Source organism: Nostoc sp. DSM 114159 (assembly GCF_053470285.1).
Map to the genome: position 1 here is coordinate 2142556 of NZ_JBPFEH010000001.1, position 24300 is coordinate 2166855.

The window sequence follows — 24300 nt, forward strand, 5'->3', positions numbered from 1 at the left end:
GATTGTAATCAAAATCTACCTAAACCTTTTACCATGTCCCATTAAATGTGGAAACTATGAAACATTAACACCAAATTGGGACAATTAGTATTGTTTAAAATTATGAAACAAGCATTTTGGTCGTGATTTTCAATTCCATTATCTAAATCTAAAATTGGTATGAGGTGCTGAAAATGGCTTATAACGATTTTACATTAAGTAAATTTAAAAAGTCATTCAGCATCCGCATTGATGAAGAAACTGATTTATGTGCTGACATACAACCTTTACACGCAAGTGAGAAACTCAAAAATTCTTTAGAAGAAACTACAGAACTGGCTTTAGCAATTAATACTGAAAAAGCTCGTTCAGAAATGATTATCACTCCGATATTGTTGGAGATAAGACGCAGAGCGAGTTATCCAATTAGCTTATTTTCGGGAACAGATTTTAATGTCGATGCAGAAAAAGGTCTGAATGGATACTGTGACTTTATCATCAGTCGTTCTAAAGAGCAGCTAACAATTAATGTGCCAGTGGTGGTTATTATTGAAGCCAAAAATGAAAATATTAAAGGTGGATTAGGTCAATGTGCAGCCGCAATGTTGGCAGCCCAATTGTTTAATCAACAAGAAGGAAATGAAATTAGAAAAATTTATGGTGCGGTAACAACAGGGGATATTTGGAAGTTTTTGAAGTTAGAAGAAAACGATATATTTATTGATTTGAGTAATTATTACATCAAAGAAATAGATAAGATTTTAGGGATTTTATCTCAAAATGTTCAAGGAGACATTCCAGGATGGAGTTCGACTAACTAAACTATATTGGGTTATGCTCATTTGTCTTAGCTCTCTACATTTGACTGTTGACTATGGTCTGGAACAATCTTTTACAGCCTGATTTGATTTTAGAGGGTTCAGTGTTGAACCTAACACCAGATATTATCCAAAAATACGGGCTTAAAGGGCTGGTATTGGATGTAGATGAAACTTTAGTACCTTTTACAGTCGGCATAGCTTCCCCAGAACTACGAGAGTGGGTAGAGCAAATCCGTACCTGTACTGCACTGTGCTTGGTGAGTAACAACCTGAGTGAAGCGCGAATTGGTGGAATTGCGCGATCGCTCAATTTACCTTACTACTTAGGTGCAGCCAAGCCTTCCCGACGCAAAATTAGAGCCGCACTGAGGGGAATGGATCTACCAGTGCATCAAGTGGGGATGGTAGGCGATCGCTTGTTCACCGATGTTTTAGCAGGTAATCGCCTGGGAATGTTTACCATTCTAGTGGAACCGATTGTTCATGCTGATGTAGCTCTGCGCTCTCATCCCGTCCGCAACTTTGAAGTTTGGATATCTGAAATTCTGGGAGCCTCTATTACCCCCAAGAAAACTAAAATTCACAAAAGTTGAGAAATCGTCAGGAAAGTAAATCTAAAGAAATGCTTAAGGAATCTTCCTGGAAGTAAAAAATCGGGGATCATAAGTATTAATAACATGGGGTCAGCCAAAAAAGACCCTAACTCATACTAAGTAAATATACTTCCGTAAAGCGTCAACCTTCACTATAGAGGGATTGGCGCTTTACAATTTCTTTAGTCATTTGTCCTTTGTCATTTGTCCGTTGTCATTCGTCAGTTACTAATGACCAATGACTAATGACCAATGACTAATAACCAATGATTAATGACTAATGACTAATGGCTAAAACAATTGTTGTCAAAATCGGTACTTCCAGCCTAACTCAACCAGAAACGGGACAATTAGCACTTTCTACCATCGCTACTTTGGCGGAAACACTCTGCCATTTAAGACGCCAAGGACATCGGGTGATTTTAGTTTCTTCTGGCGCTGTCGGCGTGGGTTGTGCGCGGTTGGGTTTAACTGAACGTCCGAAAGCGATCGCACTCAAGCAGGCTGTAGCAGCAGTTGGACAAGGTAGGTTAATACGGATATATGATGATTTATTTACTACTCTACAACAGGCGATCGCTCAAGTATTACTGACTCGCAGTGACTTGGTACAGCGCAGCCGCTATCTCAACGCCTACAATACTTTTCAGGAACTATTAGGACTGGGAGTTATCCCTGTAGTTAATGAAAATGATACCGTAGTCATAGACGAACTAAAATTTGGTGATAATGACACCCTTTCGGCATTAGTTGCCAGCTTAGTAGAAGCAGATTGGCTATTTTTGCTCACCGATGTCGATCGGCTATACTCAGCCGATCCGCGTTCTGTGCCAGATGCGCGGCCGATCGCTTTAGTGAGTAGTATTAAAGAATTAACTCAATTACAAATACAAACAGGTTCCCAAGGTTCTCAGTGGGGTACTGGCGGTATGGTGACAAAGATTTCGGCTGCGAGAATTGCGATCGCAGCGGGAGTCCGTACCGTAATTACCCAAGGGCGATTTCCTCGGAATATCGAAAAAATTATCCAAGGCGAACTGATTGGGACACATTTTGAACCGCAACCCGAACCAACTTCGGCGCGTAAACGTTGGATAGCTTACGGACTTGTACCTGCGGGGAAATTGTATTTAGATGAAGGTGCGATCGCGGCAATTTCTCTAGCAGGAAGATCGTTATTAGCAGCTGGAATTAAGGCGGTAGAAGGAGAGTTTCGCACACAAGATGCTGTGCAATTATGTGACACGAATGGTAACGAAATTGCTAGAGGACTTGTGAATTATAACAGCGATGAATTGCAAAAGATTTCTGGGCGTCATTCGCGGGAAATTTCCGCAATTTTAGGCTATGCCGGTGCAGAAACCGTGATTCATCGGGATAATTTGGTTTTGACTTAAAATGGAAATAAGATAAATTTTGTGACTACTAACTGAGACAGTAAAAATATTATGACTCAAACGTTAGAAAATGCTGTTAACTTACCAGAAGAACAACGCTTCTTTCGACAGGGGTTAAGTTGGGAACAGTTTAAAGCAATTCAAGCTAGCTTTGAAAATGTCCCAGGAGTGCGCTTATTTTATTGTGATGGAGTCTTAGAAATAGTGACTATTGGTAAGCCTCATGAGGCGATTAAGTGTTTAATTGCTGCACTGCTGATTATTTATTTTGAAGTCAAAGGCATTGAATTTTTTCCCAGTGGTAGTTTTAGTCAGATTATTCCCAAGATAGTTGAATATCAAGCAGATTTATCTTATTGCTTTGGAACGAACAAACCTGTACCAGACTTGTGCATTGAAGTAGTGATTACTAGTGGTAGTCCCATAAAGTTACAGAAGTACAAATTAATGCAAGTCCCGGAAGTTTGGTTTTGGGAAGATGGCACAATTGAAGTTTACTACTTACGAGAGCAAGAATATGAGAAAGTTGTTAAAAGTGAGTTTTTAGCAGAATTAGATTTATCCCTACTTAATCGTTGTGTTTTGTTATCGTCTCCCTTGGAAGCAATTAGAGAGTTTCGTCAAGATATTCAAAATTCATAGTGAAACGATTAGTGATTTTTCAATTTCACTACATTCTTAATCAGTTTTTCACAGGCGCGCTTGTTTCGTGAAGACTCCATAAACTATTCTTACCGTGCTGTAGTATAAGTATGTTTATAATTTCACTTTGCTAATCAATACACATCCGCATCTGCCAAGTATATGGATCTGAGTAATATACCGAAACCTATTTGGTACGCCCTGACTGGATTTCTCTTGTTGACTATAGGCTATGGGGCTGCAACTCACGTTCCAGGGCTGAATACCTCAGATAAAGAAAGCCCTGAAAATAAACCTTCTACAGTACTAAACTCAAGTAGTGTAAAAGTTAGCGTTTTTGATGAAGCGACTCAAGTTCCTATAGTTGGCGCAAAAGTAATAATGGAATCTGAAGGTGGGTCTGATACAGATACGACTGATAATTTAGGCGCTTTCCGAGTTCAAATACCAACTACAGACTACGTTAAAGTTCGCATATATAAAAATTCTTGTGAGCCTTATAAGCAAGACTTAAATTTGAAAAGTAACCCAGATAGACCTAAACCTATTTTCTTGAAATGCTCAGTACCTCAAAAGAAGTCTACACCTAATAGTTAATTTTTTCAGTATCCTTAAATGTTATCATTGCGCCAGCATTTTCAGCGGATTAAAGAAATAGTTGACTGGAGTTGGACACTAGCCATTTTGTGTATGGTCGGTTATATAACTCTGGGACAACTCGCTCAATTATACTGGGCTATGGTTGTGTTTGGAGGGTTAGCCGGTAGCTTCGGTCTATTTTATGAATTTTCCTGTGAAAAATTAGCAGATTTAAATGCTATTGAGGATACATACAAACTTCAAAAGGTAATTGCGACCTCAGCTTTGGCTCAAGATTTACTTGGAAAATTCGTTCACAGAAATCCTGAGATTACAAATCAGTTTCCTGGTTTTGTACTTGTCAAGCCTCATTTGAGAAACGGTCATTGGGTAAGGGGATATTACAGGCGCAAACCAAAAAGGTAATCGATTGCTTTATATTGCTTCCTATGTGTATTACTGATAAGAGTTCTCCTCACCTAATAGCTTTTAGTTAAAGAATCTAATAAGTAACCCAAAAAAACTACAGCAAAGCGATCGCCTTTTTACCTTTCAAGCCATCCCTATTTCTGCTAAAGCCACCGCCCCCCATAAAGGTGCATCATCCCCTAGAACCGCCGACACAATTTCAAAATCAACTTCTGGCAAAGCCGTCTCCCGCGCCACCTGACGCACCACCCGCCAGAAATCCTCCCCCGCTTTCGTCACCCCACCTCCTAACACAAAGCGCTGCGGATTCATCAAATTTGCTACATTGCCAATACCCACACCCAGCGCCCAAGCAGCCTTGTGTAAAACTTCCTTCGCCAAACCATCACCAGCCGCCGCCGCCTCACTTACCAACTGTCCCGTCAGCAACGTTAAATTACCCCCCACCAAACTCCTCAAAATCTCTCCATCTCTAAGTACTTTGCGCCTCTGCGGTTCCTTTTCCAAAATTTCCTTAGCATTTTGCGCCATATAAGGCCCCGAAGCCAAACGTTCGACACATCCCCGCTTCCCACACAAACAAACTGGGCCAGCCGGATCGACAACGATATGTCCAATTTCGCCAGCCATCCCACCAGCACCCCGCCAAGGCTGGCCGTTAAGTATCCAACCGCCACCCACACCAGTGCTGACAGTGATGTAAAACAGGCTATCGTATCCCTGTCCTGCACCAAAGCGGTGTTCGCCCAAAGCAGCAACGTTGGCATCATTATCTACACCAACAGCAACGCCAAACTCCTCCTCCAACAAGGCTTTGAGAGGAATATTTTCCCATCCAATCACATGATGAGAAAGTCGCACCGTCCCTGTGGAAGCATCAACTGGGCCGCCAAAGCTGACACCGATCGCAGCAGGTTTTGTGTCTTGCAGCAAAGAGTAAATGAGCGATCGCATCATTTCCAAGTCAGTGCTAGCATCTGCATTCGCTGGCGAGAGACGACGTTCATAACGCAACCACTTTCTCGAACCGATATTGATTGTTGCTGCTGCCAGCTTTGTTCCGCCAAAATCGAGAGCTAAAATTAATGTCATTCACTCACCTTTTATTACACCATCACACAACGTAGTAGTCTGTCAACCCAAAATTTTTAGGTAGAGGTTGGGTAAAGGTTAAAGGGAAAAGGGTAAGGGATAAAAAACCTTTCTTTCCCCTTTCTCCCTTCCCCTTTACCCCGCTTGCGTTACCTTGGCGTACTAGTAGTTTCTTTCTTCAGAAAGATGTTTGCACTCAAGATACATTTAACACTAGAAAAAACTACACTATTATTTAGCAACTTATGACTACTGAGCAACCCGATCCACTTATCGATTTCTCTCATGCCAAAGAACCTCCTGACTCTCTTGATATTGATACTCAAGAGGCAGATCCCATTGAACCAGAAGAAGTGAGTGGAGAGAGTAAGCAAAATCCCACTCCTGATGATTTGAATCGCGAAGATGAAGATCCCAGAATCGGGGGTAGTCAAATAATCAGTGGGAATATTTCAGCTGGGTAAATAGTTACTCACGTTTTTGTGAGTTGAGTACTCCATCAATAAACTGTTGTAATCGTTCATAATGCGAACCTTTCCAAAAAATGCGATCGCAGTCTTGGCAACGCTGGAATTCATCAATCTGCGATCGCACCTTTTCTGGCACTTGTTCAATAATGGATTGCTTATCTACAGGTTCTAATAATCCATTGCAACGCAAACACCGTTTAAATGGTGAGATTAATTCAAACAAGTCGAAGCGTTGCAGTACTTCTAGGATTTGTTGTTCGGGGTTAGTGTTTCTAACGTAATACCCATACGTTACCAAACTACGCATCAATAGACCTTTATCACGAGTCAAGAGAATCCGCGCTTGAGTGTACGATATTTGGGCTAATTTATCGTCCTCGTAGTCATTGCGGTATAAAGTATCAAAACCTAAAAGTCGTAAAGATGTCGCCAGCTTCCCTAAATGAATATCTACAACAAAACGGACAATACTGAGTGGTTTTGGCAGAAGAGAAACGCTTGGTATAATAACATTCCTAGCTGAAATTGGATAAACATTGATAGTGTCTCCATCAGAAACTATGTAAGAAAAATTTACATATTCACCATTAACATTTATCGAATCTACCTCTGGATGAGGGACACCCAACGACTCAATCATGTCCTTAATAGAGGCTTTTTCCTCAAACACATGAGATATTCTCACCTGTTTGTGATGCCGTGGTAAAAAATGATTCAATTCTGCGTGAAAGTAGAAATATGCGATCGCCATAGCTAGAGATATTTGAACTAGTAAGTGCGCCTTTACTAGCAACAATTTGTCACAATTGCAAAACTTTATCTATTATATTGAAACTCTCAATGCTTGTTGTAGTGGGCTATCCTTACTATGAAATACCTGTTCACCTTGATTTAAGCAATGTCCTAGAGGCAACAAACTATAAAGAAATCATAAAGATTATTAAAAACTTGCATTTCTTATTGACTTCAGTTACAGTCAAAGCAGATACCTATCATCAAACCCTGACACTATCTTCGGGAAGTTAGATTAGGTAAAACGCTAAATACCAAATTTGTTAATGTTAATGTCAGTGACACTGTTAATAATTAGTCACTACTTTTAATTATTAACCGATCGCAAATGGAGTATGGGGAAGTAAAGCATTTACCCCTAATTTGACTTTTTTATTTTCTTGTCCTATTGAGAATTATTTGCAATATGGATAATTCGAGAGATAAATTGAAAGCAGATAATGTGGAAGAAATCTTAAAACAGTATTGGCTTATCAAAGCGATCGCTGTTTATTAAATGTTTCCGCATCTTCCTTTAGGAATATATTTTTTAGATATCGGTACAGAGTTATATCTTTCTTTATATGTAAAAACAGGATATGTAATTAGCTATGTAGATAATTTCAGCAAAACTTTAAACAACTAGATTGCCGCTAGGAACATTTTTGATTGTAGTATCGGCTACATAGATATTGTAAGCAAGTTAATCGTCGATAACTCTCCCAGTCGCTTTGCGTTAATGTACCAGGTTTAATATATTTGATTTTGCGAAAGAGAGCAAATTCAGAAAAACTGAGTTTTTGCTAATGAAAATTTATTAAATACCAAATAACAATAAAACTAGATACAAAATTAACGCCACTCATACGGAAAAATATCTCTTGACACTATTTATCTTTATTGTGGAGAATTTATTAATCGGGAAGACCTCAATCGATAATGATGTTATAAAGTGGCTACCTAGTTTTAACTGGGAAATGAATATTGTTCTTTTTTATCTCCTTGAACTAAGGATATTGTAGCTAAGAACACAATTGTATTTTGTAATACCTTTTGTCCATAAAATATGCTAATGAGTACAGTGAGATGAATACTTTTTTTTGTTCTGATGATTCGCGGCAAGTAGGAGAAGATGTTATTGGTAGTGCCACCAATTATCAAACTTATATTTTAGTTGAGTGTCCTTTACCTTGGACATCAGAAGCCTTGAACTCCAAGTGGGTGCCTGAGAATTTGAGGATTTTGGTAGAAGAAGTGAAGCGTGCAAAATTGCCGATTAGATTTCTCCTAATTGCTAATGATTTATCACACAAGGTAAATCACACTACGCTTTTGATTTATCAAAAACAAGAGGGGCTAAGTAATGGATACCATAAGCAGGAGTTTCAGCTAGCAAATATTGAGCAAGTAGCAGGAGTTGTCCAAAAATGGATATGGGGTATCGATTCTAATTTGGAAGTAGAAACTAGTATAACTAGAGATATTTTAGTTTGTACCCACGGCAGCCATGATAAGTGTTGTGCGAGATATGGCGCTCCTTTTTATTTCCAAATAATAGCGAGTAAAGCTGATTTGTGCTTAGAGAATGTGCGAATTTGGAAATCATCGCACTTTGGTGGACATCGGTTTGCACCAACAGTTATAGACTTGCCAGAAGGAAGATACTATGGTCGTCTCGATCGAGATTCATTTAGATCGATTTTGACTCGTAGTGGTGATATTCAATGCTTACATCAAGTCTATCGAGGCTGGGGAATTCTGCCTGCTGCACTTCAAGTTTTGGAAAGAGAACTAATTCTCTATAAAGGATGGGATTGGTTTAATTACAAAGTTGCAGGCAAAATTCTAGAGCAAAGTTTAGATAATAATACTATTTTAGCTGAAATTAGTTTTGAACAACCTTGTGGTTCTCTCTATACTTACCAGGCTAAACTTGTGAAAGATGAAACGAAGACTCAACAACTGAAAAGTTCATGCAATGCGACACGAGAGTTAGTAGTTACTAAATATGCTGTTGGTAGTTTTTGGATTACTTCTAGTAAGGTGATGAGTTATAGTACACAGAAGTAGAGAGAGAGTTTTTAAACGCAGAGGGACGCTAAGAGAAGCGCAGAGGTACGCAAAGTATTGCTGTATTTACTATAACGCTGCACAAATTCTTAATAAAATCTCTGTGTTCCTCTGCGCTTCTTTGCGTTTCAATTCTAAATTAAGATGAAGCCATATTTAAGACTTTTCGTAACAGTATTTGGTCTTCTAATTTGGCTTTTAAACGACCATTCTCGATATCTCGAATCCAGCTTTGGCTTTTACCTGTGAGTTTTGCCAATTCTCTTTGGGAGAGATTCAAGTTTTTTCGCGCTTGCAAAATCTGTTCGCCTAGCAAATCGTTTGTAGCTTTGGGTTTCTTTTTGGCTTTAGCGGTTCTTGTTTTCTTTTTTTCCGATTCTGAGATTTGCTGTTCCCATTCTGGCGGGAGTTCAAAAGCCAAAATCCGCGCATTCATTAGTAGATTCCATTTACCACGGGGGCCTGTGTCTGTGAGGCGAGTTTCAGCACCACCGTCATTAGTCCAAAATTCTAATGCTTCATCTGGATCTTCGGGAAGATCGATTAATTTCGCCCACAAGGGTTGAATTTCTGGTGGATAAGTAACAGGATCGAAAAGCGGTTTCATTCCATAGTGATTGAGAATTTCTAAATCGCTTTCAAAGGTTCGCAGCAGACGTTTACGTTCTTCCCGTTGTCTGGATGCAAGGGCGACTTTTTCTTCACCGTAAGCAATACGCAGCAGGGTAGGAATGGTGATGCGTTGTTCTTTACCCATTTTGGTTTTAAACAGCAACCACAGCATTAGTCGAACTGCGCCTTCATGTTGCTGCCAAATACTCATGACTGTGGTTAGCAGTGTTTTGGGGAGACTGCCGTATTGATAGAATGCAGTTCGCTCTTTACATGCTTGTTTGTTTAAGAAATATTGCGCCCATAAGCCTGCTTTGACTTTAAAAGTTAGCCCAATCAGATATTTGCATCCGAGATTGTCTTCTTGGAAGTGGTGCTGAATATCTACTAAGTGCCATAAACGGCTACCGACAAGGGAGAATCCGTTAATTCGGCCTTGTTGGGGCCAGTCAATGGAGATAATCAGGGAGCAAGCTTGCTGAACGATATTTTTCATTAAAGCTAGCTTGGCAGCTTTGCTTAAATCTTTGCGTTTCTCCATCCCCAAATATTTTTCAATTTGTCGCTCATCGATCGCAAATTCTTGCTCCCAAGGTTGCTCTAAAGCTGTAGCATAAGCTGCAAAAATTAGATGTATGCAAGCGGCTCTGATGTCAAGCCCCTCAATTGCTGCTATATCTTTAGCCTTGTCGTTCACTTTCAAGGGATCTTGGATATGAAAAGCGATCGCACCTCGCCCTTGATTAACTTGTCGGCTATAACTGATGTACCCTTCTTCATCGGTTTCCCAGGGTAAGGATGTGCGCTGCGCTAATACATTACAAGCTTCCCAAATTGCGATCGCTGAAGCAAATGGATTATTCTTGCCATTAGAAAATAAGTCTAAGCTGCTAGCATCTCTCGGTTCAACTTTGCATCTTCCCTTTTTCGCCTGCCAAGGAATCGGAGAATTAGTTGGACAAGCTATTACACATTGCGGTTGTGAATAATAGCCCTCACAATTATTACAAAGACCAGGATCGACCCAGTATTCATTGTCTTCTATTCTGATTGCACCCGTAGGACATTGGGGGCGGCAGTTGTCACATCCAACGCAACTGTTGTTAGGAATTGTATAAGGCATTTGGCTCTTTTCCCACTCTAATCGTTGAGATGTCTGGCTCAGGTCTCCCCTGGATGAGTCCTGTTTATTCATGACTCGCTACCACACAATATTTCTAGTGAGAATAATTTTTTCTCACCACATTCCATTTCCACATCTACTTGTTAAATTCGCATCTAATTGCAAGCTATTTAAAGTTTAAAAAATAGCCTAATAAAACTTCTGATTAACTATACATTTCATGAGCAAAACAATTAATTTGTTCGGATTGAGCCTAGAAAAAATATTTACATTATTTAATTTAGTACTTGATGAACATTTTAATTTTGACGATAAAATCTTACACAAAATGTTTTTCGTCAATCTTCGAGCCTCCTATACTTGAGCTTCCTCTGATTTGTTAATAATTTTAATATTTAAGGCACCTTCGTATTCTGCCATAAACTTTACAGTTCCTTTATAAATTAATTTTGTGTATTCAGATGAAATGAAAATATTCCTTTTGTCATCATTTATTTAAATATTTAAATCAAAATCACTGGAAAATTGTTGCTTTCTAAAATACATATTGCAGATATCAAAATGTCAATGATGAACATTTATTTTGGTATATATGTATACTGTTTATCTAAATTTCTTTCCTCAAATCTATAAATATTTGAAAAAAAATATCATTATTCTTAGAGATATAGTTGCATTTGCTGTAAATAATAGTTAAATCGGCAGGTATACAATACGGTTCGGATAAGCATTTTTCACTTTCCTTGTGGTCTAGGGAATGGGTTTAGAGATATTGGGTAAAGGATGTATTCAAAACCTTTCCCCTTTCCCCTTTCCCCTTTACCCTTTTACCGATAAGAATCATTAGCAATAAGTTCGATCTATAAATTGACATAAAAAACAATTCTTCGTTGTGTTCAAAGTCATCGAAAGTTAATGTGGTAAAAGTAAATTTTGAATATAAAACAATAAAAGATTAGGATAATATGATGATTAATGCACAAACAGATAGACAGGCAAATTGCTGAGGATTTATTCATGGCACAACTAACAGGTTTGACATTTGGCGGTAAGGCATGGACACCAAAATTTGCTCAGGAAATCGACAAGGACAAATGTATCGGCTGTGGCAGATGCATTAAGGTATGCGGATACAATGTGCTTGGTTTGAAGGCACTCAATGAAGAAGGTGAATTTGTGGAAGATGAAGATGATGATGAAATTGAACGGAAAGTAATGGCAGTTACTTCTCCAGACAACTGTATTGGTTGTGAAGCTTGTTCGCGGATTTGTCCAAAGAACTGCTACACCCACGTTGCTTTAAATAATTAAGGTTTTTGGAGTTAGTCAAAATTGTTGTTCGTCACAGGAGGCACTGTTTGAATAAAGCGCAAATGCGCTAGGCAAGGTAACTTGAGGGGAATACTAAATATTTACTGGAACTGATAAAAAGTTCATAGTAAACAAATCCGTAAATCGCAAAATGTTAGCTATTAACAAATTTAAACTTGCTGCTAATATAGCCTAATCAATATTAGGTCTAACAGTGCCCTCTTAGAACAACTAGCTTTTGTGAAAGCAGGGGGCTAACTTTGTGGTATGAGTTCAACTATAATTTGTCATTTTTTGGGGGAAAGATATGGAAAAAATCTGGAAGTTTCCCCCATTTTTTATGGCTGCACGTTAGAAAGTTAATAAGTGAAAAGGAAATAGAGAATGGGGAAAGAACAAGGGAATAGGGTGCAGGTTACAGGGAATAGATGAATTCCTATAACCTGTAACCTATAACCTGTAACCTATAACCTTTCCCCTAAAACCTAAACTCAGAAAATAACACCTCAAAAGACTGTTTACACAGGTAGCATGTATGCAACAAGTTCCTGTTTCACTATGGACTCTGGTTGCTGGGATAGTAGTTACAGCAATCAGTATTTGGATCGGTCACAACCACACACTCATGCCGGTGCAGGCATCGTTACAAGCGCCTTTGGTAGACGGTTTTTTCAACGTCATGTTTACCATTGCGATCGCACTCTTCTTGGTGGTAGAAGGAACAATTATAGTTTTTTTGGTCAAGTTTCGTCGCCGTCGCGGTGATGATACCGATGGTTTGCCAATCGAAGGCAACGTTCCCTTAGAAATCTTTTGGACAGCAATTCCCACAGTGATTGTCCTCGGTTTGGGCATCTACAGCGTAGATGTTTTCAACCGAATGGGCGGTTTTGAGCCTGCTGGTCATCCTCATTCAGCTGCTCATGTTGCTCATAAGTCGGGAACTGCAATCGCTGCTACACTCAGCGATGCTTCTGAAGCAACAACTGCCCCAGCAATAGCCCCAACAATTGGTATTGGCGCGTCTCCTAAAACCTTAAACAAACCAGCCGATTTAGTTGTTGATGTCAAAGGCATACAGTATGCCTGGTTATTTAGCTACCCTGATAGTGGCATTACCTCTGGGGAATTACACATACCCGTTGGTGCTGATGTGCAACTCAACCTTTCAGCACAAGATGTAATTCACTCATTCTGGGTGCCAAACTTCCGCTTGAAACAAGATGCACTTCCCGGTATCCCTACCGAACTGCGATTTGTCGCCACCCAACCAGGTACATATCCCGTAGTTTGTGCTGAGTTGTGCGGTGGTTATCACGGTTCAATGCGGACACAGGTAATTGTCCACACGCCAGAAGAATATGATAGCTGGCGGACAGAAAACCAAATTGCTCAACAACAAAACCTAAATCAAATCGTTGCAGTCAATCCAGCCGACTTATCAACATCAGAGTTTCTCGCGCCCCACACCCATGATATGGGAATTAGTGCAGCAACTCTAGAGTCAGTAGTCATGAGTCATTAGTCATTGGTCATTGGTCATTGGTAATATTATGTCTGCTCAATTAACTATTATTAAGAGCAACTCCACCCCGCTCGATAGTCGAATTACCCCCCTTAATCCCCCCTTAGAAAGGGGAGAAACCGGAAATCCAGTTCCTTCCCCTTTGCAAGCGATGCCCTGAGCTTGTCGAAGGGGGGAGGGTTAGGGTGGGGTAAAACCTTGATGAGCAAACTGTTTCAGACTTGTGTCTACACCGTAGGCTTGCGGGGAGGGGTGCTTTTACTATAGGCGACACATAACTGACAAATGACAAAGGACAAAAAGACAAAGGACAAAGGACAAATGACAAACGACAAAGGACAAAAATATGACGCAGGTAGAATTTCCACGGAATACTCCACCAGAAGAAAATAAACCGAAAATGGTGACTAGCCACACTTCGCATCCGAAGGCGTGGAAATGGCAAGACTATTTTACATTTAATGTTGACCACAAGGTTATTGGCATTCAATACCTAGTGACGGCGTTTGTGTTCTATCTCATCGGCGGATTGATGGCTGTTGCTCTCCGTGTCGAATTAGCAACACCAGATGCAGACGTACTCGACCCTAATCTGTATAACGCTTTCATGACCAATCACGGGACGATCATGATCTTCCTGTGGATTGTCCCAAGCGCCATTGGGGGATTTGGTAACTATTTGGTGCCCTTGATGGTTGGTGCTAGGGATATGGCGTTTCCAAAGCTGAACGCGATCGCCTTTTGGTTAAATCCCCCAGCAGGTGCGCTCATTTTAGGTAGTTTCATTTTCGGCGGTTCCCAATCTGGTTGGACAGCTTACCCACCTTTGAGCTTAGTGACAGCACCAATTGCTCAAAGTATGTGGATACTTGCGATCGTTTTGGTGGGAACTTCTTCAATTTTGGGTTCGCTGAACTTTGTAATCACCATTTTGATGATGAAGGTTCCTAGCATGAAATGGGATCAAGTACCCCTATTTTGCTGGGCAATCTTGGCAACCTCTCTGCTGGCGCTTCTCTCCACACCTGTATTAGCAGCCGGTTTAGTGCTGCTGTTGTTTGACCTCAACTTTGGCACATCCTTCTTTAAACCAGATGCAGGTGGTAACGTTGTAATTTATCAACACTTGTTCTGGTTTTATTCTCACCCGGCAGTATATTTAATGATTCTGCCCATCTTCGGCATTATGTCCGAGGTAATTCCAGTTCACTCCCGCAAACCAATCTTTGGTTATAAAGCGATCGCTTACTCTAGTGTAGCCATCTGCGTTGTCGGTTTGTTCGTCTGGGTACACCACATGTTTACCAGTGGCACACCCGGTTGGATGCGGATGTTCTTTACCATCTCCACTCTTATCGTTGCAGTTCCCACTGGCGTGAAGATTTTTGCCTGGGTTGCTACCCTTTGGGGTGGTAAAATCCGCTTCACAGGTGCGATGCTTTTCGCCATTGGCTTGTTGTCCATGTTTGTCATGGGCGGCTTAAGTGGTGTGACGATGGGAACAGCCCCCTTTGATGTTCACGTCCACGACACATATTATGTAGTCGGACATTTCCATTACGTTCTGTTTGGCGGTTCCGTGTTTGGCATCTACGCCGGCATTTATCACTGGTTCCCCAAAATGACCGGACGAATGCTGAATGAAAACTTGGCACGCATTCACTTTGCCCTGACTTTCATCGGTACTAATCTGACCTTTTTACCCATGCACGAGTTGGGCTTAAAGGGAATGCCGCGAAGAGTGGCAATGTATGACCCCCAATTTATCGACCTCAATCAAATTTGTACCTTTGGTTCATTTGTTTTGGCGATATCGGTAATTCCTTTCACCATCAACATAATCTACAGTTGGCTGAAAGGGCCTTTGGCTGGTGATAATCCTTGGCAAGGTTTGACCTTAGAATGGACAACAAGCTCACCACCTGCAATTGAAAACTGGGAAGTGTTGCCGGTTGTCACTCATGGCCCTTATGACTACGGTCAAGAGCATAGAACTGAATTACAGTCATCAGCAACGCCAGAAGCTAGTGCTTAGTTCGTAGAGTGAGTGATGCGATCGCACTCAAAGCCACTAAAACTTCTAGTCATTAGATTTAAAAACTCGAAACTCCAAGCTTGGAACACGAACGCCCGAATTCAATAAGGGACTTCCAACTAAATAAAATATCCGATCTTGGTGTAGGCAGGGGGGCAGGCTTGCCGTGAGCGTAGCCGAACGGGAGCAGGGGGCAGGGGGAGAAAGAAAAATACGATCTGAGTAAATTGGATAATTTATTTTCTGGAAGTCCCTAAACGAACGCCCGAATTCAGAAAACGGACGCCCGAATTCAATAAACGATCGCCCGAATTCAACAAACGGACGCCCGAATTCAATAAACGGCCGCCCGAATTCAACAAACGGCCGCCCGAATTCAATAAACGGCCGCCCGAATTCAACAAACGGCCGCCCGAATTCAACAAACGGCCGCCCGAATTCAGAACACGAAACTCGGAATTTTCAAAATTCCTGAACAAGTCAAGAGTTTGGCTAAACAAGCGTGAGTTCGACGAGTGCTATTTTGACCTCTCCCCCAGCCCCTCTCCGTGTCGGAGAGGGGAGCCAAAACCCTAATTCTCCTCGTTGCTCCTCCCTTTCTCCGTGGGAGAGGGAGGCTGTCCGGGAGAGGTCTGTCGAACTCACGTTAAACAAGAATTTTGGATAAAGAATGGAAATTTTGCCACTTCAGACTTCATTCTTTATAGGACTGACGCAACAGACAGAGTAGATCGGTATTGTCAAAAAATCTATGACTATAGCTACAACCACAAGCGAAGAACACAGTGCAGGACACGAAGAACATCCAGATTTAAGAGTTTGGGGACTTTTGACGTTCCTCGCCTCTGAATCCCTAATGTTTGGGGGATTTTTTGCCACTTATTTGTTTTTTCGGAGCAGTACAGCCGTTTGGCCTCCAGAAGGAAGCGAAGTAGAACTACTTGTGCCGACAATTAACACCATTATTCTGGTATCTAGTAGTTTCGTGATTCACTTCGGTGATACGGCGATTAAAAAGAATAACGTCAAGGGAATGCAACTGTGGTACGCAATTACTGCAATCATGGGGGCAATTTTCTTAGGTGGTCAGGTTTATGAGTATTCAACATTAGGATACGGACTGACTACCAACGTCTTCGCCAACTGCTTTTATATCATGACTGGGTTCCACGGTTTGCACGTTTTTGCAGGACTGTTATTGATATTACGTGCATTGTGGCGATCGCGTCTTCCCGGTGAATATTCTGCAACCAATCATACTTTCATCGAAATGACAGAAATTTACTGGCACTTCGTAGACATTATTTGGATTGTTTTATTCACCTTGGTGTACATTCTCACTTTGTTTTAACAAAAGTTAGGAGTGAAGAGCCAGAAGTCAAGAGTTAAGAATTTATAACTTCTAACTCGTAATTCACAACTTCTAACTCATAACTCCTAACTCCTAACTTTCCAGGACTTTCTTATGCAAGCCAATACAAACCAATTCTCATGGTTCCAGGTTCCAGAAGACATTAAAAACTTATTAGTTTTAGCTGCACAAAACTGGGAGAATACATCACAATCAGAAAAATATATTCAACAAGCTTTAGCAAAAACTGGTGAAAATACAGATGTATTGGTAGCAGCATATAGATTTTTCTATTATAAAAATAATTATTCTCTGGCACTACAAACAACAATCAAATTATTAGATAAAATTAAAGAAATAGAAAAATTTCCTGATGACTGGGGGCAACTTCAGCCGATATTAGTCAGTCGCAAAGAAGAACCACAAATTCGATTGTACTTAAATGCTTATGCTGCTTCTGGATTAGTACTAGCAAAGTTAGGAGAAATTGAAGAAGCAAAAGAAATCAGCACCAAAGTCAAAGAGATAGATGAAAAGCATGATTTTGGTGCCGGAATTCTTCTGGATATTTTGACACGTCCAGCAGAAGAAGATGATTAATTAGTCCATGTGCTTCTCTACAAAACGATGTGTGAAAGAGATGAAGAAGCAGGGGTACAAGGGGCAGGGGACAGGAGGAAAGAGTTAGAGACAAATCATTTGTATCAAGCATTTCGTGAAATGGTATTACCTCTTTCCCCTCTGCCCCATTCCCAATGCCCAATGCCCCATTCCCAATGCCCAATGCCCTTTGGTGAACAATCATGAACAACTGGTTATCTACATCATATTCCTCTTACTCTATTTTGGGAGCAGCTAGTAATAGTAACTCTATTATTCCTGCAATTACCATACCGACTAAAATTCCTGCAAACAATATTCCTAACGTCTCTCCAATCATTATCATCCAATCTTCTCCGTTATCAATTTAAAAGTTATGAAAGGTAAGGATTGGTTACTAACGGGAGATGGTCAGCATCAAGCTTGTAAATCTGTAAGAGCCTGGGATTTATTGAGAGAAAATTACCGCCTTTATCGGTTTTTAACTGAGGTGGAAGATGTTCTCAATAATGGAGACGATCGAGTCAGTTTTCTACCAGAAATTCGGATGCTCGTAAGGCGTTTGATAGTAAATTCCTACTGGGTACGAAGTCAAACTTTAGAGCCTTCACCCAAAACAGGAACCTCTGTTTTACTCCTATACGACGAATTAGGTTTTCCCTTAACTGTGCAAACAGTAACATTTGCACCGGGAACCCGATCGAACATTCATAATCATGGGACATGGGGAATCGTGGCGGTGTTAAAAGGTCAGGAAAAAAATACTTTTTGGCAACGCACTCATAGCCCAGAATTTCAGGACAAAATTGAACCGACGGGAGAGCTAACTCTATTTCCAGGAGATATTATTAGCTTTACTCCCGATGCAATTCACTGTGTAGAAGCAGTGGGTGATGAACCAACTGTGACTTTTAATATCTACGGTGAAACCGATCCCAATGAGAGATTTGAGTTTGATCCGATTAAGTATAGTGCTAAAAACTTTTAGCATCACGCAGTAGGCACACACAGCCATCATTGGTGTCAAATTAAGCTGAAAGCCTTTTCATATCTCGTTTCCAGCCCAAAGGCTGGAAATGCACTTCAATTGGACTGCTGCCGCCAGCAACAGAGGCTCCGCCTCTAGGACAGCATTCTCAGTCGGAGACTGGGAACGAGACACAAACGAATCGTATTCTACTAAGAGGTAGTTAAATGGCAAGAGTAATTTTCTATAGCAAACCAGGCTGTAAAGGTGGTATTAAGCAAAAAGTTTTGCTCACAGCTGCCGGTCATGAAGTGATACCACAGAATTTGCTAACAGAACTTTGGACAGTTGAGCGGTTGCGTTCTTTTTTTGGCGATCGCCCCGTAGCCGAATGGTTTAATCTTTCCGCCCCTAAGGTAAAATCTGGTGAGGTGGTTCCTGAAAAAATCGATGCCCAAACCGCCTTGACGTTGATGCTGAAAGAGCCACTTTTAATTCGCCGTCCTTTGTTAGAAGTAGGCGAACGCCGTGAGGTAGGATTTGATGTCCAAAAGATTGATACTTGGATTGGCTTACAAGCTGTGGATGAATCCTTGCAAGAAATCAGCGACAAGTTGATGAAGCAAGATTTGCAAAACTGCTCCCACGGTCATGGTCATCATCACCATAATCATTAACGTGAGTTCGATGAACCTCTTCCTCCCAACCTCCCTCTCCCACGGGTTTTGGCTCCCCTCTCCGACACGGAGAGGGGTTGGGGGAGAGGTCACAAAAGGGCTTGTCGAACTCACGTTAATCATTAGGGTGGCTGTAACCATCATGGTGAACAACATCAAAAACAAGGCGGCTTATGTTTATTAAACTTCTTGCATAAATCAATGAGCTTTCACCCTAAATCCCTCTCCCGACGTTGCTGAATCAAGGGATGATTCTTGTGGGGTGGGCCGAAAAGCCCGCCCGGAAATACAAGGGACGGGCTTTTCGGCCCATCCCACAAAACTAGTAAAATCATCCCGCAATTATGCAACGCCCCTCCCCCAAGCTTGGGAGAGGGATTTTGAAATTAGCTCTAGTCTTTAGCTAACTTCTTGTTGGATGTGTAGTAAACCTTACTACCACTATCAGGTACAAAATGGCAGCTGACACATGAACGCCATAATGACTTCCAAATAGGTTCTTCCGATTTGTGGAAATACTCACCCATGACTGGTTTTATTGCCTCAGTTGCTTTCAGCAAATTGTAGTGAGGGATGTTAAGGAATATATGGTGAGCAACATGAGTACCAATATCGTGATGGATATGATTAACCAAACCATAATCACGGTCAATACTAGAAATTGCGCCTTTGAGGAAAGTCCAATCTTCTCCCCGATACCAGGGAAGCTCTGGCTCAGTGTGGTGCAAAAATGTCACCAAATCTAGCCAAATTATGAATACAAGGTAGGGCACAGCATAATATTTCAGCAACCACATCCAACCCCATTGGTATGTGAGGAAACCGAGCAAACCTACCATGCCAATCAAAAGTACAGTACTAGTGATGACATCCCATTTTTCTGATGCTTTGAAAAGCGGACTGCTGGGCAAAAAGTGAGAGCCTTCTTTATTAGGAGAACGCTTAAACAGATACACAGGATAAGCCAAGAGAAAAATATAATATCGGACTATCTTTTGGGCTAAAGGCATCTCTTTGTATTCTGATTCCGTCACAGGATACCAGCTTTCATCATTATCGAGATTGCCAGTATTTTTGTGATGGGTTCGGTGGCTGATCCGCCAACCATGATAAGGAACAAGTATTGGTGTGTGAGAAAGATGTCCAATCAAATCATTGAGCCATTTATGCTTAGAAAAAGATTGGTGTCCGCAGTCATGCCCGACTACAAACAAAGCCCAAAACATCGTTCCTTGCATTAGCCAGAAAATCGGAAAGAAAAGCCAAGAATCCAGGTAATTAGCTACGGCATAAAGCAGACCGATAATTAGGATGTCACGAAAAAAGTAAAAAAGTGATTTTGTTACATTGGGCTGAAAGCATTCAGCAGGGATTGCAGCTTTTAAATCTTGAAGAGTGAAAGGTAATTTGGTGGAATCCTCAGACGTTTCGTAGCCAGTAGGATTATTGAACGTGACGAGATTTGATAGCACTGGATTCTTTTGTTGGATATAAATCGGAACTTGATTTGAGACAAGATAATCTCACCTTTAGGATGCCCACAAAACTAGCGATCGCTAACATCAAAAAAGATAAATTTTGGCAATTTAGCTAACAACTTTATAGTTAGTAAAAAGTTGCCAAATTCTATTTAAACACAGCATGATAGACGCTCTCGTTGAGTTCAAGAGCGTAAGTCTAAATCACAGCGCTATTTATTGCTCTGTATAATATTCGTTGAAAGTTTTATAGCCAACATCAGTTGTGTATAGTTGACACTGGTCTGTAATCTGTTTCATTAAAGACCAAGAAAACTGACACTCATCATGTAGATAAGGCTGCCAATTTTCTTTGATGCTGCTGTAAGCTAACCGCAAATTATAAGAAGGAATCGCAGTGGAAATATGATGAGGGACATGAACATTGATATCGTGGCACAGGATTTCTACCCAACGCGGATAATCACAATGAATAGTGCCAAATAGCTGTGCTAGAGCTTCGTTCCACTTGTTCGCTGTCGTAAAAGGAACATCTGCGGCAGTGTGGTGAACAATAGTAAAAGTACTCATCCAAAAATGGTAAATCATCCAGGGCACTAGCCAAAACTTGACAAAGCCCCAGATACCAGTTGTGGCGACCAAAAGCGGGAAAGCGATCGCAGCAAACACAACTACTACAGCCACAGACAGCTTGATACTCGATTGGTCTTTCGTTTTGAAGTTCCGCCAATCAAAATGCACTACAGCCCAATGTCCAATGGAACCTACCCACCAGAAGCGTTTACGCATGAACAGTTCAAAAGCAGACTGTCGGGTTTTATCCCAATCTTCAAACACTTCTGGTCTGATTGGATGCCAAGCATTGTCCTCATCCAGCTTATTGGTATGAGTATGGTGGTAATTATGCTTAATGCGCCAACTATGAAAGGGGTAAATTAACGGCATCATGAAGAAATGCCCTACCAAATCATTCACCCAACGACGTTTGGCAAAAGACCTGTGACCGCAATCATGGCCAATTACAAAAAAACCTGTTAAAGCAGTGCCCGTAAAAATCCAAGCAAGGGGCAAGAGAAACCAAGGAGCGATCGCCAGGCTGTAATAGCCCAAGGCGACCGCCAAGACACTGAGTATTACTTGTGTCCAAGCTTTGCGACGGTTCTGCTGAAAACATTCCCGTGGCAGGGTTTTGACAATATCTTTGAGCCGAAAGTCGGAATTACTAGGCTCGTCACTTAGTTTCTGGCTATTAATTATTGATGTAGTCATGGACACCTAAAAAACAACAAACTCCTCCACCAAGTCACTAAAAAGTAACTTGCCGCAAAAATTCTTCACATTAGCGCTTCGGATTATAGCAACCTAACCGACACAAGCGCACCAGTAAATAGCTTTTTAAAAGGTTAGGAGTAAAAAGTGAGGAGTTAGAAGTGATGAGTTAGGAGTTTAGATTTATAACTCACACCAGATGTGAATTATAAACGCTCCTTGTCCCATAAAGATTTGTAGTTTCCAAAATTATGGTTTGAGAAAAATTGATGGCATCACGTAACTCCTAACTCCTGTACAGACGCGATTAATCGCGTCTCTCCTAACTCCTGTACAGACGCGATTAATCGCGTCTCTCCTAACTAACTTTTGTTGGGGCCAACTTCACATTAGTCGCCAGACCAACTGCTTGCAGCAATTGAACTGTCATCCAAGTTAAATCGACTTCCCACCATTTCAGCCCATGACGAGCTGAGTATTGAAAAGCATGATGGTTATTATGCCAGCCTTCACCGAAAACTAGTACGGCTACCCACCAGCAATTAGTCGATTTATCACCAGAATCATAGCTTTGATAGCCAAATTTATGAGTAGCGCTGTTCACCAACCAAGTGCAGTGGTAAACCCAGACAATGCGCACAAAAATTCCCCAGACAACAAACGACCAGCCACCTAGAAGCAAAAGCAATACACCTAGAGCAACCTGGATCGAGATGAAATATTTTTCTAAAAACTGATAAACTGGGTCTTCGGCAATGTCTTTGGTGAAACGAGGAACATCAGCGTGAGCGGGACAATAGTGAATCAGCCAATCCATGTGGCTCCACCAGAAGCCTTTATTAGAATCATGGGGATCGGCATCAGTATCAGAGTTTAAATGATGAATGCGATGTGTCCCGACCCATTCAATTGGGCCTCCTTGACACGAGAGTGTCCCAAAGAAAACCAGAAGATACTCTAGCCACTTGGGAGTTTGAAAACTGCGATGAGTAACAAGGCGGTGAAATCCGAGAGTAACTCCTAAACCACCTGTTATCCAGTACAGCAAGAAACCCACACCAACTGCTGTCCAGCTAAAGTTACCAGGAACAAAGGCAAATAAAGCGCCGATGTGCAGTCCAATGAAAAACAGGGTATTGACCCAGTTAACTTGAGGTTTGGTTGAAGTAGCAATTGTCATGCAGTAACCTGAATTTGAATTTTCCAGCCTAGTCTGCGCGATCTTAAAATCCGCATATCTATAAATTAATTTTTTTTGAAAGAGGAACTGATGAACAGCTTAGAACAGCTGCGGCAAGCAGAACATGCACTATTAGAAATTTTTTCTGGAATTGACGCTCAGGTCAAGCATAATCTAAAACGAGTGCTGGATGCTTTTCGTAATCACCGTGTAGGCGCACACCACTTTGCTGGTGTAAGTGGTTATGGTCATGATGATTTAGGACGAGAAACTTTAGATAAAGTTTTTGCCGAAGTTATGGGTGCTGAAGCGGCGGCTGTGCGGGTTCAGTTCGTTTCGGGAACTCATGCGATCGCCTGTGCTTTGTTTGGTGTTCTCCGTCCTGGAGATGAAATGTTAGCAGTGGTCGGTTCTCCCTACGATACGCTTGAAGAAGTCATTGGTTTACGGGGTCAAGGTCAAGGTTCCCTGATCGAGTTTGGCATAAATTACCGCCAATTGGAGCTAACCCCAGAAGGAACTATAGATTGGCAAGCTTTAACTACTAGTGTGGCTGAAAACACTCGTTTAGTCTTAATTCAGCGCTCTTGTGGCTATTCTTGGCGTCCTAGTTTATCAATTGCCGATATTGAAAAAATCGTTCACTTAGTCAAACAGCAAAACCCGAATACCGTTTGCTTTGTGGATAACTGCTATGGCGAATTCATTGAAACCAAGGAACCCACAGATGTAGGTGCTGATTTAATGGCGGGGTCATTGATTAAAAATCCTGGTGGCACTATTGTCAGTGCTGGCGGTTATGTCGCAGGTCGCGCTGATTTAGTGGAAGCATCCGCCTGTCGCCTCACGGCTCCCGGTATCGGTAGTTATGGCGGTGCTACTTTTGACCAAAATCGCTTGCTGTTCCAAGGTTTATTTCTAGCGCCGCAAATAGTCGGAGAGGCAATAAAAGGGACTTATCTTACTGGTTATGTGTTTGATAAACTCGGTTATCCAGTCAATCCGGCTCCCTTGGCTCCCCGTGGAGATGTAATTCAAGCAATTAAACTCGGTTCTGCCGAAAAGCTAATTGCTTTCTGTAAAGCTATACAACAGCATTCTCCCATCGGTTCCTACTTAGACCCCGTTCCAGATGATATGCCGGGGTATGAGAGCCAGGTGGTCATGGCTGGGGGGACATTTATTGAAGGGAGTACTTTGGAATTATCAGCAGATGGGCCAATGCGTGAGCCGTATGTGGTTTATTGCCAGGGTGGGACTCATTGGACTCATGTGGCGATCGCCCTGGAAGCTGCGATCGATGCAGTCGGCACTAGTAGTTTGTGATTA

22 protein-coding genes are annotated in these 24300 nt (G+C 41.3%); 16 read left to right on the plus strand and 6 right to left on the minus strand.

The window, feature by feature from the left end; genetic code table 11:
* Positions 1-173 precede the first annotated feature (173 nt).
* The 6 genes from ACR5KR_RS08685 to ACR5KR_RS08710 all read left to right on the plus strand — a co-directional run bounded on the left by ACR5KR_RS08685 (position 174) and on the right by ACR5KR_RS08710 (position 4437).
* The gene (locus tag ACR5KR_RS08685) at positions 174-800 is read left to right on the plus strand and encodes a hypothetical protein (protein WP_448266195.1); all 627 of its coding nucleotides are present in this window, start codon (positions 174-176) and stop codon (positions 798-800) included.
* Between the two features lie 53 nt (positions 801-853).
* Positions 854-1393 carry a YqeG family HAD IIIA-type phosphatase gene (locus ACR5KR_RS08690; RefSeq protein ID WP_448266196.1) on the plus strand — a complete coding sequence of 180 codons (540 nt, stop codon included), beginning with the start codon at positions 854-856 and terminating at the stop codon, positions 1391-1393.
* Between the two features lie 287 nt (positions 1394-1680).
* Entirely contained in the window at positions 1681-2790 is a 1110-nt protein-coding gene (gene proB, locus ACR5KR_RS08695) for a glutamate 5-kinase (protein ID WP_448266197.1), read from the plus strand.
* A 51-nt stretch (positions 2791-2841) separates the two neighbouring features.
* On the plus strand, positions 2842-3432 hold the full coding sequence (locus ACR5KR_RS08700; RefSeq protein ID WP_448266198.1) for a Uma2 family endonuclease: 591 nt from the start codon (positions 2842-2844) through the stop codon (positions 3430-3432).
* A gap of 162 nt (positions 3433-3594) precedes the next feature.
* A complete protein-coding gene (locus ACR5KR_RS08705) occupies positions 3595-4029 on the plus strand; it encodes a hypothetical protein (protein ID WP_448266199.1) in 435 nt (144 codons plus the stop codon).
* Positions 4030-4047: 18 nt separating this feature from the next.
* On the plus strand, positions 4048-4437 hold the full coding sequence (locus tag ACR5KR_RS08710) for a hypothetical protein (protein WP_448266200.1): 390 nt from the start codon (positions 4048-4050) through the stop codon (positions 4435-4437).
* Between the two features lie 126 nt (positions 4438-4563).
* Here ACR5KR_RS08710 and ACR5KR_RS08715 read toward each other — a convergent pair whose 3' ends face one another.
* A complete protein-coding gene (locus tag ACR5KR_RS08715) occupies positions 4564-5532 on the minus strand; it encodes an ROK family protein (RefSeq protein ID WP_448266201.1) in 969 nt (322 codons plus the stop codon).
* A gap of 245 nt (positions 5533-5777) precedes the next feature.
* Between ACR5KR_RS08715 and ACR5KR_RS08720 the strand changes: the two genes are divergently transcribed.
* Positions 5778-5996 (plus strand): hypothetical protein, encoded by a 219-nt coding sequence (locus ACR5KR_RS08720; protein WP_448266202.1) that lies wholly within the window; start codon positions 5778-5780, stop codon positions 5994-5996.
* Positions 5997-6000: 4 nt separating this feature from the next.
* On the opposite strand, the gene ACR5KR_RS08725 is transcribed toward ACR5KR_RS08720, so the two are convergent.
* Complete coding sequence (locus ACR5KR_RS08725) at positions 6001-6753, minus strand: Mut7-C RNAse domain-containing protein (RefSeq protein WP_448270137.1); 753 nt, start codon at positions 6751-6753, stop codon at positions 6001-6003.
* 1106 nt (positions 6754-7859) lie between these two features.
* Here ACR5KR_RS08725 and ACR5KR_RS08730 point away from each other — a divergent pair.
* Positions 7860-8843, plus strand: coding sequence for a sucrase ferredoxin (locus tag ACR5KR_RS08730; protein WP_448266203.1), 984 nt, complete (start codon positions 7860-7862; stop codon positions 8841-8843).
* 139 nt (positions 8844-8982) lie between these two features.
* Here ACR5KR_RS08730 and ACR5KR_RS08735 read toward each other — a convergent pair whose 3' ends face one another.
* Positions 8983-10578, minus strand: a complete 1596-nt coding sequence (locus tag ACR5KR_RS08735) for a helix-turn-helix domain-containing protein (protein WP_448270139.1) — start codon at positions 10576-10578, stop codon at positions 8983-8985.
* A 1017-nt stretch (positions 10579-11595) separates the two neighbouring features.
* Here ACR5KR_RS08735 and fdxB point away from each other — a divergent pair.
* The 7 genes from fdxB to ACR5KR_RS08770 all read left to right on the plus strand — a co-directional run bounded on the left by fdxB (position 11596) and on the right by ACR5KR_RS08770 (position 19044).
* Positions 11596-11889 (plus strand): ferredoxin III, nif-specific, encoded by a 294-nt coding sequence (fdxB, locus tag ACR5KR_RS08740; RefSeq protein ID WP_445626905.1) that lies wholly within the window; start codon positions 11596-11598, stop codon positions 11887-11889.
* A 535-nt stretch (positions 11890-12424) separates the two neighbouring features.
* Positions 12425-13414, plus strand: coding sequence for a cytochrome c oxidase subunit II (locus ACR5KR_RS08745; protein WP_448266204.1), 990 nt, complete (start codon positions 12425-12427; stop codon positions 13412-13414).
* A gap of 346 nt (positions 13415-13760) precedes the next feature.
* Positions 13761-15449, plus strand: a complete 1689-nt coding sequence (gene ctaD, locus ACR5KR_RS08750) for a cytochrome c oxidase subunit I (protein WP_448266206.1) — start codon at positions 13761-13763, stop codon at positions 15447-15449.
* A 751-nt stretch (positions 15450-16200) separates the two neighbouring features.
* Positions 16201-16800 (plus strand): cytochrome c oxidase subunit 3, encoded by a 600-nt coding sequence (locus tag ACR5KR_RS08755; RefSeq protein ID WP_445626902.1) that lies wholly within the window; start codon positions 16201-16203, stop codon positions 16798-16800.
* 114 nt (positions 16801-16914) lie between these two features.
* Entirely contained in the window at positions 16915-17400 is a 486-nt protein-coding gene (locus tag ACR5KR_RS08760) for a hypothetical protein (protein WP_448266207.1), read from the plus strand.
* A gap of 376 nt (positions 17401-17776) precedes the next feature.
* Positions 17777-18388 carry a cupin gene (locus tag ACR5KR_RS08765; protein ID WP_448266208.1) on the plus strand — a complete coding sequence of 204 codons (612 nt, stop codon included), beginning with the start codon at positions 17777-17779 and terminating at the stop codon, positions 18386-18388.
* 206 nt (positions 18389-18594) lie between these two features.
* Positions 18595-19044, plus strand: a complete 450-nt coding sequence (locus tag ACR5KR_RS08770; protein WP_448266210.1) for an ArsC/Spx/MgsR family protein — start codon at positions 18595-18597, stop codon at positions 19042-19044.
* A 392-nt stretch (positions 19045-19436) separates the two neighbouring features.
* On the opposite strand, the gene ACR5KR_RS08775 is transcribed toward ACR5KR_RS08770, so the two are convergent.
* The 3 genes from ACR5KR_RS08775 to ACR5KR_RS08785 all read right to left on the minus strand — a co-directional run bounded on the left by ACR5KR_RS08775 (position 19437) and on the right by ACR5KR_RS08785 (position 22971).
* The gene (locus ACR5KR_RS08775) at positions 19437-20516 is read right to left on the minus strand and encodes a fatty acid desaturase (protein WP_445626898.1); all 1080 of its coding nucleotides are present in this window, start codon (positions 20514-20516) and stop codon (positions 19437-19439) included.
* A gap of 222 nt (positions 20517-20738) precedes the next feature.
* Positions 20739-21791 (minus strand): fatty acid desaturase, encoded by a 1053-nt coding sequence (locus tag ACR5KR_RS08780; RefSeq protein ID WP_448266213.1) that lies wholly within the window; start codon positions 21789-21791, stop codon positions 20739-20741.
* A gap of 358 nt (positions 21792-22149) precedes the next feature.
* On the minus strand, positions 22150-22971 hold the full coding sequence (locus ACR5KR_RS08785) for an acyl-CoA desaturase (protein WP_448266215.1): 822 nt from the start codon (positions 22969-22971) through the stop codon (positions 22150-22152).
* 90 nt (positions 22972-23061) lie between these two features.
* Between ACR5KR_RS08785 and ACR5KR_RS08790 the strand changes: the two genes are divergently transcribed.
* Complete coding sequence (locus ACR5KR_RS08790) at positions 23062-24297, plus strand: methionine gamma-lyase family protein (protein WP_448266217.1); 1236 nt, start codon at positions 23062-23064, stop codon at positions 24295-24297.
* Positions 24298-24300 lie beyond the last annotated feature (3 nt).

Bases quoted from the DNA above. Each gene is read 5' to 3' on its own strand.
- ACR5KR_RS08715 (WP_448266201.1), bottom strand. From the start codon at position 5,532: ATGACATTAATTTTAGCTCTCGATTTTGGCGGAACAAAGCTGGCAGCA.
- ACR5KR_RS08730 (WP_448266203.1), top strand. From the start codon at position 7,860: ATGAATACTTTTTTTTGTTCTGATGATTCGCGGCAAGTAGGAGAAGAT.
- ACR5KR_RS08755 (WP_445626902.1), top strand. From the start codon at position 16,201: ATGACTATAGCTACAACCACAAGCGAAGAACACAGTGCAGGACACGAA.
- ACR5KR_RS08700 (WP_448266198.1), top strand. From the start codon at position 2,842: ATGACTCAAACGTTAGAAAATGCTGTTAACTTACCAGAAGAACAACGC.
- ACR5KR_RS08685 (WP_448266195.1), top strand. From the start codon at position 174: ATGGCTTATAACGATTTTACATTAAGTAAATTTAAAAAGTCATTCAGC.
- ACR5KR_RS08785 (WP_448266215.1), bottom strand. From the start codon at position 22,971: ATGACAATTGCTACTTCAACCAAACCTCAAGTTAACTGGGTCAATACC.
- proB (WP_448266197.1), top strand. From the start codon at position 1,681: ATGGCTAAAACAATTGTTGTCAAAATCGGTACTTCCAGCCTAACTCAA.
- ACR5KR_RS08690 (WP_448266196.1), top strand. From the start codon at position 854: ATGGTCTGGAACAATCTTTTACAGCCTGATTTGATTTTAGAGGGTTCA.
- ACR5KR_RS08720 (WP_448266202.1), top strand. From the start codon at position 5,778: ATGACTACTGAGCAACCCGATCCACTTATCGATTTCTCTCATGCCAAA.
- ACR5KR_RS08735 (WP_448270139.1), bottom strand. From the start codon at position 10,578: ATGCCTTATACAATTCCTAACAACAGTTGCGTTGGATGTGACAACTGC.
- ACR5KR_RS08765 (WP_448266208.1), top strand. From the start codon at position 17,777: ATGAAAGGTAAGGATTGGTTACTAACGGGAGATGGTCAGCATCAAGCT.
- ACR5KR_RS08790 (WP_448266217.1), top strand. From the start codon at position 23,062: ATGAACAGCTTAGAACAGCTGCGGCAAGCAGAACATGCACTATTAGAA.
- ACR5KR_RS08745 (WP_448266204.1), top strand. From the start codon at position 12,425: ATGCAACAAGTTCCTGTTTCACTATGGACTCTGGTTGCTGGGATAGTA.
- ACR5KR_RS08705 (WP_448266199.1), top strand. From the start codon at position 3,595: ATGGATCTGAGTAATATACCGAAACCTATTTGGTACGCCCTGACTGGA.
- ACR5KR_RS08710 (WP_448266200.1), top strand. From the start codon at position 4,048: ATGTTATCATTGCGCCAGCATTTTCAGCGGATTAAAGAAATAGTTGAC.
- fdxB (WP_445626905.1), top strand. From the start codon at position 11,596: ATGGCACAACTAACAGGTTTGACATTTGGCGGTAAGGCATGGACACCA.
- ACR5KR_RS08770 (WP_448266210.1), top strand. From the start codon at position 18,595: ATGGCAAGAGTAATTTTCTATAGCAAACCAGGCTGTAAAGGTGGTATT.
- ctaD (WP_448266206.1), top strand. From the start codon at position 13,761: ATGACGCAGGTAGAATTTCCACGGAATACTCCACCAGAAGAAAATAAA.
- ACR5KR_RS08780 (WP_448266213.1), bottom strand. From the start codon at position 21,791: ATGACTACATCAATAATTAATAGCCAGAAACTAAGTGACGAGCCTAGT.
- ACR5KR_RS08760 (WP_448266207.1), top strand. From the start codon at position 16,915: ATGCAAGCCAATACAAACCAATTCTCATGGTTCCAGGTTCCAGAAGAC.
- ACR5KR_RS08725 (WP_448270137.1), bottom strand. From the start codon at position 6,753: ATGGCGATCGCATATTTCTACTTTCACGCAGAATTGAATCATTTTTTA.